This is a genomic window from Peribacillus sp. NPDC055009 (assembly GCF_053608705.1).
Genome location: NZ_JBSGVZ010000016.1, coordinates 78,942 through 91,614 on the forward strand (window position 1 = coordinate 78,942; position 12,673 = coordinate 91,614).

The 12,673-nt window shown below is 38.8% G+C and carries 8 protein-coding genes and 2 pseudogenes; 7 read left to right on the forward strand and 3 right to left on the reverse strand.

Annotation, left to right across the window (positions count from 1 at the left end; genetic code table 11):
* Window positions 1–294: 294 nt before the first annotated feature.
* Entirely contained in the window at window positions 295–1,455 is a 1,161-nt protein-coding gene (locus ACWF5P_RS20555; protein WP_434167843.1) for an MFS transporter, read from the forward strand.
* A 225-nt stretch (window positions 1,456–1,680) separates the two neighbouring features.
* On the opposite strand, the pseudogene ACWF5P_RS20560 reads toward ACWF5P_RS20555, so the two are convergent.
* Both ACWF5P_RS20560 and ACWF5P_RS20565 read right to left on the reverse strand, forming a co-directional pair.
* Window positions 1,681–2,280: pseudogene (locus ACWF5P_RS20560) on the reverse strand (IS6 family transposase).
* A 145-nt stretch (window positions 2,281–2,425) separates the two neighbouring features.
* On the reverse strand, window positions 2,426–3,658 hold the full coding sequence (locus ACWF5P_RS20565; RefSeq protein ID WP_434167842.1) for a MerR family transcriptional regulator: 1,233 nt from the start codon (window positions 3,656–3,658) through the stop codon (window positions 2,426–2,428).
* Between the two features lie 185 nt (window positions 3,659–3,843).
* Here ACWF5P_RS20565 and ACWF5P_RS20570 point away from each other — a divergent pair, with 185 nt between their 5' ends.
* The 5 genes from ACWF5P_RS20570 to ACWF5P_RS20590 all read left to right on the forward strand — a co-directional run bounded on the left by ACWF5P_RS20570 (window position 3,844) and on the right by ACWF5P_RS20590 (window position 10,118).
* A complete protein-coding gene (locus ACWF5P_RS20570) occupies window positions 3,844–5,130 on the forward strand; it encodes an NAD(P)/FAD-dependent oxidoreductase (protein ID WP_452445216.1) in 1,287 nt (428 codons plus the stop codon).
* Window positions 5,131–5,143: 13 nt separating this feature from the next.
* Entirely contained in the window at window positions 5,144–6,616 is a 1,473-nt protein-coding gene (locus ACWF5P_RS20575; RefSeq protein WP_434167841.1) for an aldehyde dehydrogenase family protein, read from the forward strand.
* Window positions 6,617–6,661: 45 nt separating this feature from the next.
* The gene (locus tag ACWF5P_RS20580; protein ID WP_434167840.1) at window positions 6,662–8,080 is read left to right on the forward strand and encodes an MATE family efflux transporter; all 1,419 of its coding nucleotides are present in this window, start codon (window positions 6,662–6,664) and stop codon (window positions 8,078–8,080) included.
* A gap of 45 nt (window positions 8,081–8,125) precedes the next feature.
* Window positions 8,126–8,407 carry a cupin domain-containing protein gene (locus ACWF5P_RS20585; RefSeq protein WP_434167839.1) on the forward strand — a complete coding sequence of 94 codons (282 nt, stop codon included), beginning with the start codon at window positions 8,126–8,128 and terminating at the stop codon, window positions 8,405–8,407.
* Window positions 8,408–8,498: 91 nt separating this feature from the next.
* Window positions 8,499–10,118: an amidohydrolase family protein gene (locus tag ACWF5P_RS20590; protein WP_434167838.1), complete on the forward strand. Its 1,620-nt coding sequence runs from the start codon at window positions 8,499–8,501 to the stop codon at window positions 10,116–10,118.
* 131 nt (window positions 10,119–10,249) lie between these two features.
* Here the strand turns inward: ACWF5P_RS20590 and ACWF5P_RS20595 are convergent.
* Window positions 10,250–10,859: pseudogene (locus ACWF5P_RS20595) on the reverse strand (IS110 family transposase); the annotation flags it as partial.
* A gap of 411 nt (window positions 10,860–11,270) precedes the next feature.
* Between ACWF5P_RS20595 and ACWF5P_RS20600 the strand changes: the two are divergent.
* Entirely contained in the window at window positions 11,271–12,569 is a 1,299-nt protein-coding gene (locus ACWF5P_RS20600; protein ID WP_452445220.1) for a hypothetical protein, read from the forward strand.
* Window positions 12,570–12,673 lie beyond the last annotated feature (104 nt).

Consider the following 12,673-nt stretch of genomic DNA (forward strand, 5'->3'; position numbering starts at 1 on the left):
GTTAAGACCTTGTAAGCAATCGTGCTATTATATTTATAACAGAAAACATAATCTAAGGAGTATTGAAAAATTCATTTATGTACATAAAAAAGATGGGTACCAATCCGGAGGTAATTGAAAATTCTAAGCGGGATTCATTATCGATTCCTGTCCACGAATTATTTTTTTGTCGTTCTGCCAACTCTTTAGAGAAAAATTAGAAGGAGTATGGGAGTGAATGAGAAAAGACCTAGCTAAACATGGCGGGCTATTTTTTATCGGGTATTTATCTTGCTTTTTAGAGAGGAGTTAAATTTGGATAAACGCGTGTATTTATTGGCGATTGTCTCGTTTGTTGTCGGGATGGTTGAATTAATCATTGGCGGTTTACTAGATATTGTCGCGAATGATTTAGATGTGAGTCTTGGGCAAGCGGGTTTCCTTATGACTGTTTTTTCCCTTGCATTCGCGTTAGCAGCGCCCATATTGTTATCAGTAACACAAAGAGTGGAACGAAAACGGCTAACTTTAATTACTTTGGTTATTTTTTTATTAGGAAATGTCATTGCGATTTTAAGCCCCTATTATAGTATTTTACTTTTTGGGCGTATCATTGCAGCTTCTAGTGGTTCATTGCTTATTGCTTTATGTTTAACGATGGTGCCAAATATTGTAACTGAACAATACCGTGCAAGGGCGATCGGAATTGTTTTTATGGGAGTCAGTGCCTCTCTTGTACTAGGGGTACCAATTGGATTGATGCTTGGAAATGCTTTTGGCTGGCGGGCCCCCTTTATCATGATCTCCATCCTAACTTTAGTTTCGATGGCGGGGGTGTTTTTCTTTCTGGAAAGGATGGCACCAAAACCCTCTATTCCAATTAGAAGACAATTACGTACATTGAAAAATCGAAAAATTCTATTTGCCCAGGCAACTTCCTTTGTCATGTTGACAGGTCATTTAACACTATATGGATACCTAACTCCATTTTTAAAAATGAAACTAGGCCTTGATGGAACATGGGTTAGTATTGTCTATTTAATTTTTGGAATTGCAGCTGTAGTTGGCGGGGGAATTGGAGGCTTTCTGGCTGACCGTTTCGGCTCAAAGCGTACTATAATTTCTGTCATTATCTTTTTTGCGGTTTCTATGTTATCAATCCCTTATACAACCTTCTCTTTACCGCTTTTCCTAATCTTGATGGTAATATGGAGTATGCTAAGTTGGGCGATCACACCAGCGATGCAAAGTTATCTGATTGAGTTGTCACCAGAAACCTCGGATATCCAGCAAACCTTAAATAATTCGGCGGTCCATGTCGGTATTGCTTTTGGTTCATTTATTGGTGGAATTGTCATTGAGCAAACCTCTGTCGAGTTCAACCCTACAGTTGGTGGTGTGCTCGTCTTGATATCCTTAGGTACAGCTGCTCTTTCTGTCATGAGTTATGGTCATCAAGAGTTCAAAAAAAGCTGATTTCCCTTTAGCATAGGAGAAAAAGCTTATTTCCATTAAAATTGTCTTAGCGTGTTTCTTTCCTTTTTGCTGGCGGCACCCGGGTAATACCAGCGTCCGTGCAACCAGAGGCGAAGTATATCCAATTTTGTTTATATAATCCTATGGGTTCCGGTACAAATACTTAGGAAAGATATAAAGCGGCGAAAAGTTTCCTAGAGGAACAATTCCAAATAGATGGATGAACTACACATGATTTTGGACAGGCTTGTCCAGTGAATAATTCGCATTTTTTGTCATATGTATAGCTTGTATTCCAGAAATAATGGATGTAGCTGTGCGAAAGGGTTTCAATCCTAACATCGAACGAACCTGCTTTTTAATGAGATATTTCACTTGCCTTATTTGGATGCCTAATGGCATCTTTTTTTTCTCAATTCTTCAACTACAATAGGATAAGCTAGATTTTTATCGACAGTCACGACACTAGAATCAGAAAATATGAAAAGACTGCAAAGAATTGCTTTGCAGTCTTGGTTTCTTGTTTTGCTTAGGTGAAAATCGATGGTATTTCCATTCGAATCGTACCGGTACACTTTGATTTATGTTTCATCGACTCTCCAAGAGTCATTGGTTTGCTTGAGATGACGACGGATTCGTTTGTTTAATTCAAGACCATACTGATGAACCCAACGCATAATCGTTGTATGAGCAACTGATAAGTCCCGTTCTTTCATCATTTCTACCTAATCACGAAAGCTAAAGTTTCCATCTTACTGTTTGCAAAAAAATATCATGATGATAATGTTTCCACTTGAATAAATTTCGCTTTTCATTCTGAAGCACCTTTATTAGAGTAATAGTATCAGTATGTCCAAAATTTAGAGATTACTTGTAATTATCTCGAGGTTTTCGCACCAGACCTTTTTTTGCTACAAGGGAGCTGTCTCATCCGTCAACTAGCCTACTTTTCGGCCAGCCTCTTTGTGTGCTATTTTTTCATACTAGCCAAATACATTAGCATATGGAATTTTTCGTCTATTACATGATAATCAAAAAAAGGCCCTGGATCTGTACAGTAACCGATATTTTCAATTTGCGTAATTTGAAATCCGTTGACTGATATATTTTCTTCTATGTATTTTGGATATAAAATATGCACGTGGGAATTTGGATATAAGGCTGAAATATTTTTCAAGGATTTGGCCGAGCTATCATAATAGGAGTACCCGCCGACAATTGTTGAACTGCTATGTAAATAGTTTTTTAGAACATGAATTGGGAACTGCGGATTGAGCAGTGAAAAATCATTTGCTGTAAAACTATCCACAAAAACATCGATGCTAAGCGGTTTCAATGGCAGATTTAAATCAGAATTCAAAATATAAAGGACATTTGGCTTCGGATTCATACGCTCAATTCTTTTTCTAACCTTCTTGAGCATCGCAAGCGAATAGCCACTGAATACATAGGATGCGCTCGTTTCAAGAACATCGATATATTTGGGTAGTGACACAAAAGCGTCAACGTTTGTTTCCACGATTAACTTGTTTTTCAAATCTATATTTTGTAGAACTTTTTGAAACCAAAAATTACTTTTTTCAAATAAGTTAATCATATTGGGATTGATCTCTTTAATCGTTTCTTTATCGTAAAAATAAGATGGATAAGGAGACGTCTCGTACAAGTTCCCGGTAATGATAATACCTTCCTCGATAGCTGCCTCGTATCCACAGGTACAAGTTAAACTCCCAGTTTGAATGTAGACTTTTTTAATCGTCACATCTTTCATTTCAAGTGGAATGTGGCACTTCGGACAATAGAGCAAATTTACAAAGGAAAGTGGGACCCCTGTAAAATTCTCTTCTTTGGATGAAGGCGAGTTGGTTTGAACCGCTTTTTCAATCAATTGGATAGCTTTTGATATGTCTTCTTTTTTCTTGGTCAGCTGGTTCTTTTTATCAATGAGAAAGTTGTTGTAGTAGTCGATATCCTCATGGTCCGAGAAGTTTGTGACACGCTGATACGATAAAATTTGTTGAATTTCTAGCAGTGAAAAATGAAATTTTTTCAGCTCAGTAATAAAAGCCATGTCGTCGAGACACAATTGGTTCATTTGATACTGGGTGTTTTTTTTGTCTGGTATTAATAATCCAAGTTCAATGTAATAACGAACGGTATCGGTGGTAACATGAAAAAGCTTTGCAAATGTACCAATTTTCATAGATGCCCCCCATTGAAGAAAGTGGAGTTACTCCACTTTTTTACGAAAATGAATTCAAAAAACTCTTAAATGGCTATTGACTTGGAGGAAGCTCCAAGTCATATGATGGACTCAATAAGTGTGAATATTGTGAATAAAATTTGACTGTATTATAGCATACATGTCACATAAGGAGAATAACAAGCATGGATAAGATGGATCGAATGGATACTCTATCACTGTGGGCAGTGACTGCAAACAGCTATGAAAAAGGAAAGTTTCTTGAAGGAAATGAAGAGGCGGATGTTGTCATTATTGGAGCAGGTTTCACAGGTCTTTCTTCTGCGTATCATTTGCAAAAATTAGGGAATAGTGTCATTGTCCTTGAGCAAGAAACGATCGGATATGGTGCCAGCGGTCGTAACGGCGGGATGGTATTGCCAGGCTATAAGCCCACGATGAAGGAGCTTGCCAAAAAGTATGGTGCCGACGAGGCAAGACAGCTTAACGATCTCTCCTTGTTTAGCGTTGAACTGGTTAAAAAAATCATTGGCGAGCATCAAATCAACTGTGACTTTAGAAAGACAGGTCACATTGTGGCGGCTTACAAAGCCAAGCATTTTGAAGAATTGAAACATGAAAGCGAATTCTTAAACAAAAATTTTGGGTACGATTCAAGCGTGCTTGATCGAAGTCAGTTGCATCAAGAGATCGATTCCCCACTTTATTATGGCTGCTTAGTCGACAATTCGAGTTACTCGTTCCAGCCACTGAATTATGCAATTGGTTTGGGAGAAGCAGCTAGATCGATCGGTGCAAAAATCTTTGAGCATTCGAAAGCACTATCTATTGAGTACGGTCAAAACAGAGTGAAAGTTGTAACAGAAAAAGGAGCTGTTATTGCGAAAGACATTATTGTCGCTACAGATGGTTACTCCGGAAAAATCATGAATGAACTGAACAAAGGCGTACTGCCAATTTCGGCACGTATTATTGCTACTGAACAGCTTCCAGAATCACTGGTGAATACCGTCATTCCTAAAGATCGCATGGTTTTTGATACAAGCAATTTCCTTTACTATTTCCGACGTACACCAGATAATCGGATCGTATTCGGCGGTGGCGATATTCGTCCAAACTTAGGCGATGCCGTTTATCAAAGTGTTTACGATGCCATGGTTAAAATAATGCCAAAACTAGCAGGAAGCAAGATTGATTTCAGTTGGGGTGGATTTATCGGGGTTACAATTGATACGTTCCCTGTTATCGGCAAATCCAAAGAAGGCGCATATTTCGCAACGGGTTATACGGGCCACGGCGCTTCTCTCTCGACATTGTTTGGCAAGTTATTGGCACAATGGATCGTTACGGGAAGTGCAGGTGGATATCGATTTGAAAAGGAACGCCTCAAATCATTCCCATTCTATAATCAGAAAACCATGCTGGTAAATCTAGCACATATTGGTTTTAAACTGGTAGATATTATTGCTTAAAGGAGAGTTGTTTATGAAAATAAACATGTTCATTGACGGGAAATGGGTAGAAGCATTATCCGCTGATAGACGAAACATTATCAATCCTGCAACCGGAGAGGTGATCGCAACGTCTGCTGATGGATCAGCAGACGATGCGAAGATAGCAATCAAGGCGGCCCGTAAAGCGTTTGTCAGCGGGATCTGGTCGGATTTATCAGCTGATGAAAGAGCTGATTATCTCTATAAGATAGCAGACCGTCTTGAAGAGAAGGCAGCTGAAATTGCACGTTTGGAAACTGCAAATAACGGTAAGGTTATTCGTGCAACCACCTATGTGGATATTCCGGTATCGATTCAATGCTTCCGCTATTATGCTGACTTGATCAAAGGCATGAAAAAGGAATCTTACACTCGTGCTGATTCTTCAGAAACAATTATTATTCATGAACCGATTGGTGTTTGTGGACTTATTGTACCTTGGAACTTCCCACTTATGTTAGCTGTTTGGCAAATTGCTCCTGCACTCGCCGCAGGAAATACAATTGTACTTAAGCCTGCTGAGGTCACTCCTGTAAGCGTTTTCAAATTATTTGAAATTATCGAAGAGGTTGGACTTCCTGCCGGAGTGGCAAACTTGCTATTGGGACCTGGATCAACAGTTGGGAATGAGCTTGCCGAGAGCCATGATGTTGACAAGATTGCCTTTACCGGTGGAACAAAAACAGGCCAAAGCATTATGCGCGCAGCTGCGGGCAATATGAAAAAAATCACACTTGAACTGGGTGGTAAATCTCCACTTATTGTGTTTGACGATGTGGATTTTGAAGCTGCAGTCGAGAATGCGATGTTTGGTATTTTCCACAATGCTGGGCAAGTTTGTTCAGCTGCATCTCGTTTGCTTGTACAAGAGACCATTTACGATAAGTTTGTTGAAAGATTAGCCGAGCGTGCAAGCAAAATTGTAGTTGGCAACGGGGAAAGCGAAAACATTGAAATGGGAGCCCTCACAAACGAGCCTCATATGAATGAAGTTTTACATTACATCAAGAGCGGAATCGAAGAAGGTGCAAAATTAGTTTGTGGTGGTAAGCGCTTAACAGAAAATGGGCTTGATCGAGGATTTTTTATTGCGCCAACGATCTTTGCTGATGTAAATGCGAATATGTGTATTGTAAAGGAAGAGATTTTTGGTCCAGTCCTTGTTGTACAGAAATTTAAAGATGAGGAAGATGCCATCCAAAAAGCGAATGATTCCATTTATGGATTAGCTGGTGGTGTATTTACTGAAGATATGGATCGAGCAAAATGTGTCATTAGTAAATTGCGTGCGGGAATTACTTGGATTAATAGTTATCATCTCGCTTATGTTGAAGGTCCTTGGGGAGGATATAAGCAAAGTGGAATCGGAAGAGTGTTAGGTGCTGTTGGGCTGGAACACTTTATGGAAACGAAGCAAATCAATATCCACCAGCATGCCAAGCCTGTAGGTTGGTATGCGAATTAATTGAGCTTAACTTACTACATCTATTATTTATAGGGGGACATGCTCATGAAAATAGCAGACAACCGTCCGTCATCGAAGATAGAGCAAGTAGAAGTAATGAATAAGCCAGCGTATGATTCATTGCTGGGAACTAAAAGTATTCCGTTACTATATTTACGATTTGCTTTGGCAGGAATTATGGCTAACGCGATTCTAGGGGTTGCAGCGGTTGTCGATGGCTATTTCGTCAGTGGCTTTCAGGAGGTGGAAGTCGAAGGGATTGGAATTGGATTTACGGTCATGGTTATTACCCGTATGCTTGGAGTTCTTTTGGGTGTGGGAGCCGGAGCGGTCATTTCACTTCGACTTGGAAAAGGGAAAATCGAAGAAGCTAGAGGTATTATGGGACAAACCTTATGGTTTACTCTTTTCTTCTCCATTTTGCTAGCTGTAATTGGAGTGGTCTTTGAAAAGCAAATTATGACCTTATTCGGAGCAAGTGATGAAGCGCTTCCATATGCGGTGCAATATAGCCGACTGCTATGGATTTCATTACCATTAACGATATTGGCCGTTGTATTAAGTGTTTTAACAAATATCGATGAAAAACCTGTTTTATCAATGAACAGTTGGTTAGTCGCAGCAGTTGTTGGTGGGATTACAGAATGGATAATGGTAACGAAGTATGACATGGGGATGATGGGTTCCTCATGGGCCAATACGATTTCTCAATCGATCCCTGTTTTCCTGATCTTTTATTTCTGGTTTGGTAAAACAAAACTTAAGCCAAAAATGAAAGATATGATGATTAATCTCAAGACGATCGGTGAAGTGACTTGGACGGGCTTTGCATCTTTCTCGAGTCTGTTCATGATGTTTATTGCCATTATTTTCTTCAACAACATGCTGCAAAGCTACGGTGGTGGGCTGCACGTTGCCGCTTTCACGATTCAAAACGGTTACATTACAAATATGCTCGCCTTAGCAGCGCTCGGTGGGATGACAGGACTTCAACCGATCATTAGTTATAATTACGGTGCGGGCAACCTTGATCGTGTTAAACAAGCAATTAAGATGGGACTCATTTTTACGGTTGCCTTCTTTGGGATTGTGACAGCCATACTAATCATTTTTGCAGATCCAATTGTGTCATTTTTTTCCGTTGGTAATCCTGAATTGCAGAAACTGGGCATTTGGACGACAGTTGTATTCAATTCTTTGTTTACGCTTAATGCAGTCAGCTTGCTTATCTCCGGTTATTTCGAAGCACAAGAGAGAAACTGGTCCGCAACGTTTATTAGTGTAAGCAAAATGCTGTTGTTCATGTTCCCGTTTTTATTTATTTTCCCGAAATTCTGGGGTGTAGAAGGTATATGGTACGCAGGTCCTGCTGCAGAAATTCCAGGCCTTCTCATTGCCATATACTTTATGAAAAAAGAGTTCAAACGTTTAAAAGATACAAATGTTAAGACAGTACGTTTATAAAACCTATTCCTTCAAAATTACCTATAAGAAAGAGAGAGGATAATCATGTTTTTTGCGAAAAAACTTACAGCAGAAGAAGCACAAGGACTAGGTGTTGACACGTGGGAACCATGGGTAGGAGAACCGAATAAAGGAACGTGGCATCTAGAAGAACAGGAAGTTTTCTATGTGACAGACGGTGAAGTGTTTATTACTGTTGATGGAGAAAAGTATCATATTACAAAGGGCTGGGTCGTTTCCTTGGCTAAGGACCTTGTCTGTGAATGGGAGTGTACAGTATCTTTGAAAAAGAATTATAAAATGAACCATGAGATCAATCTGAAATAATGTGAAATGAGAAGTGGGCAAATTTTAAGCAGATGAATGCTAAATACTGAATTGATCACTCTAAAAGAGTAATTTCGAAAGGGATGTGTTTATGAAGGCTGATGTTGTATTGATAAATGGAGAAGTTATTACAGTAGACCAAAAGAATACAGTAGTCGAAGCTGTAGCAATAAAAGATAATCGTATCGCAGTTGTTGGTTCAAATCAGGAGGTTAAGAGTTATATAGGAGAAAAAACGGATGTAATTGACTTGAAAGGAAAAACGCTTCTTCCTGGATTCATTGATTCTCATATTCACCTCATTTTTTATGGGGTGAATCAGTTGGCGGTAAGTTGTAAAGCTGAACATATCGATTCTATCGAGGCTTTGTTAGATGACCTGAAAAAGAAAGCCTTAGTAACTCCTAAAGGTGAATGGATACGTGCTTGGGGCTTTAATGAAACCGCTGTGAAAGAAAAGCGTTATCCAACAATCGCTGAGCTAGATGAAATTTCAGATGAACACCCCATTATTGTATCACGTACCTGCAGCCATATAAGCGTGGTGAACAGCAAAGCATTAGAAATTGCGCAAATTAACGAGAACACCCCGGATCCTAATGGGGGAGTTATTGAAAAGAATAAGGCAGGAAGGCTTACAGGAAAATTAATTGAAGCAGTAAATATGAGTATGAACGAGTTTGCAAGTTATACAGAAAGTGAACTGATGAAGGCTGTGAAAATTGCATCAGATCATTTCGTTGCAGCGGGCATAACAAGTATACATGAGGCAGGTGGAAATGGTCCTGAGAGTTACCGTTTACTGCAACAAGCTGTGAAGAGTAAGGATATTCGTGTCCGAATATATGCAATGATATGTCAGGTGAATAACTCCCATGAATTTGTTAATAAAATGGTCGAAGCTGGTGTGGTAACTGGTACCGGAGATGAGAGATTCAAAGTTGGACCAGTTAAATTGTTTACAGATGGAAGTAGCACCGGGCCTACAATTGCAACTCGTGAGTCGTACTCCAGTGACTCTAACAATTATGGCATTCTTTATTATAGTGAGGAAGAAATCTATCGGGTTTTAGGTGAAGCACATAAAAAAGGCTATCAAATCACTGTACATGCACAAGGTGATAAAGCCATTGAAATCTATTTGAATTGTGTGGAAAAGGCTTTGGAGGAATCACCTAGAAAAAACCATCGTCATCGGATTGAGCACGCGGGAATTTCTTCACCAGATTTACAAGAGAGAATGAAAAAACTCGAGATGGTTCCTATTCCAAATCCTCCATTTCCATATGAATTCGGAGAGATATATGTCCAACACTATGGTGATCGTGTTAATTACATGTATGCTGTTCGTGATTTTATTGATCGTGGCATCATGGCAGCAGGTGGATCGGACGCGCCAGTTACTGACTATAATCCTTTATTAGGAATTCATGTTGCTGTCAATAGAAAAAGCCAGTCTGGAATGGAGTTTGGTGCTAATCAATCTATAAACGTAATGGAAGCTATTAAACTATACACCTGGAATGGCGCTTATGCGAGTTTTGAAGAAGAGATAAAAGGAAGCATAGAGGTCGGAAAGTTGGCGGATTTAGTTATATTAAATGACAGCATTTTAAGTGTCAGCCCAAACCAAATTAAAGATTTAAAAGTAGAAACAACTATTATTGATGGTGAAATTATCTATCAAGAAGAACAATCAGTGAAAATTTAATATATCATAGTTTGCAAACCACGTAATCTTTGTAATGTTACGTGGTTTTTTATCGAAATAGGTACCCAAAATTAGTTAAAAGGAAGGTTCTGGTGCCAGAGCTTGCCTCAGCGAGATGCAATCCTGCATGCAAGCAGGGAACGGGCTCTTTTATGCCTGGAATGTCGCTTCATACATAATTTCCACCCGGTTACGATATCTTGAGGCTGTAAGGAACATAATTCAGCTGGGGTAGGAAAGTGTGGTAGGATTGTGATTGCCACTTTACATGATACGTCTTTAAACACTTGACGGAGCTCGGGAAAACAACATCCACCCAGCGATTAATTTGGTTGATGGAGCTTACAAGACGCTTAACGATCACATCTCGGTTAGACCATAAGGACACGAAGTTTTTTCTAATGATTATGAAATGGAACGAACGAAGGCATAGTAGCCATTCTTCACTACATCAGCGATGACAAGGGCATCTTTTTTTATCACTTTTGGATTTCGTATTATCACGAATTTCTTTGTTTCTTTTGACATGGTGAGGATTGACCGTGACTACATCAATCTTTTGTTTGAATAGCCACTTTGAAAGGTTCACCCAATAATGACCGGAGGGTTCCATTCCGACTATCGTTGTGTCAAGGTTTTTCATGTGTTTTAGTTCCTTGAACCAGTTTAGTAATCTAAAAAAACCCTCTTTCAAAAGACAAAGGTTTCCCGAACACAATCCCCCCGATAGTTTACAGCACGAGTTTTCCAAAAAATAAGTGTTTCACCAAATAATTTTCAATCAGTATCGTTTTATAATAAAAATGGATTATTTGTGCTAAAAATCGAATGAGATGGAAAAGTGGTTATGTATCATTTGAATAACGTATACAACGTGTTTTTCCTTCATGCCGCATGATAAAATGGTACTGAAGGGAAAAGTTGACGTTGATGTGTATACAGCTTTATATTTCATTTCTATCATTCTTTTCTTTTTGCTGCTGTTAGGATCAAGAGTAACATACAAAACTAATCAACAGGACTCAATACAAATTGAGCAAAAGTTAGACAGCAAAAGAATTAAAATTTACGATAATATGACTTACGTTAAACCAGGATATTCTACAAAGAACCATGAATATATTAAAGATGATAAAGGAAGTCGATTACTGGATGTATAAAATCGGACTAGTCGGTCTAAAAACTTCTATAGAACAAATTTTAGTCTTAGCAGAAGAATATAAACACGTGTTGGAATTCATCTCATTGCCCTATGTAAAGATCGAAGAAGTGGAGAATATTGTAAAAGAACATAATCCTCACGTACATGCATGGCTCTTTTCAGGTCCACTTCCCTATGAAATTGCCAAAAAAACACTAAGTACAGATAAAATAATGGTTCATGTTCCTGCTACGGAATCAGGTTTTTATAAATCCTTTTTAGAGATGATCTACGAACAAGGGAAAATCATTGAGCATCTTAGTATCGATACTATGTCCTCAAATAATATTAGCGAAGAAGCTTTGTCACAGTTGAATATAAAAACCAAAAAGATTTATACGAAAGTGTTTGAGACAGAGGTTGATACGGATGAATTGGTACATTTTCACTTGAATTTATGGAATACGGGAAAGACAGAAGGTGCTTTTTCTTGTTTTCCGTCCGTGTGTGAAGCTTTAAGGGAATATGGCATTCCAGCCTACCGTATGTCGATGAGTAAGATGGAAATCCGGCAAACGCTTCGAATACTTTCTGAAAAAGTAAAGACATCCTACTTTAAGGGTACACAGATCGGAGTTGAAATCATTGAAGTCGAATATTTTAACAAAGTGGCAGAGGAAATGAAAACTCCGTATCATTTACAGTACTTGGAACTTCGGCTAAAAGAAATGTTGATTCAACTTGGAGAAAAAATAAATGGTTCCTTTTCAGATAAAGGGAATGGGAGGTACATGATTTTTAGTTCTCGCGGCGCAATTGAACGAGAAATCATTACCCTCGAAGATACTATCCAAAAATTGGCGTTTGAAGCAGATACAACCGTTGCCGTTGGAATTGGCTTCGGTGAGACTGCCTATTCGGCGGAAATCAATGCTTTTCGTGCTATTCAACATTCAAAAGAGATGAAGAAGCGAGAAATTGTGATTATTCAAGATGATGGCAAAATTATCGAATCACCAGGCAAAAAGAAAGAACTGCAATATGATACCCGTACCCACAATAAACCCCTTATAGAAAAGTTGAAAAACGGAAATATCAGTGTTAAAACGTATAAGAAAATCTCGGCTCTCGTTCAAAGAATGGGCTGGAGTGATTTTACTACAAAGGACTTAGCGACACATCTTGAAATGACAGAGCGCAATGTACGGCGTATTGTTGCGGATATGTGCGAAGTTGAGTTGGCACAATGCGTTGGTGAAGAGGCTAACGCCACCCGTGGAAGACCGAGTAAAATTTATCAATTATTATAATTACAGGCACCCAAAATTTGGGTGCTTTTTTAGTGCGGAAAAATAGTTTGGAATTTTCAAAAAATATTGTAATAAAGACCGTGTGAGATTATACTCTATTTAAG

Bases quoted from the DNA above. Each gene is read 5' to 3' on its own strand.
- ACWF5P_RS20565 (WP_434167842.1), bottom strand. From the start codon at position 3,658: ATGAAAATTGGTACATTTGCAAAGCTTTTTCATGTTACCACCGATACC.
- ACWF5P_RS20570 (WP_452445216.1), top strand. From the start codon at position 3,844: ATGGATAAGATGGATCGAATGGATACTCTATCACTGTGGGCAGTGACT.
- ACWF5P_RS20575 (WP_434167841.1), top strand. From the start codon at position 5,144: ATGAAAATAAACATGTTCATTGACGGGAAATGGGTAGAAGCATTATCC.
- ACWF5P_RS20580 (WP_434167840.1), top strand. From the start codon at position 6,662: ATGAAAATAGCAGACAACCGTCCGTCATCGAAGATAGAGCAAGTAGAA.
- ACWF5P_RS20585 (WP_434167839.1), top strand. From the start codon at position 8,126: ATGTTTTTTGCGAAAAAACTTACAGCAGAAGAAGCACAAGGACTAGGT.
- ACWF5P_RS20590 (WP_434167838.1), top strand. From the start codon at position 8,499: ATGAAGGCTGATGTTGTATTGATAAATGGAGAAGTTATTACAGTAGAC.
- ACWF5P_RS20600 (WP_452445220.1), top strand. From the start codon at position 11,271: ATGTATAAAATCGGACTAGTCGGTCTAAAAACTTCTATAGAACAAATT.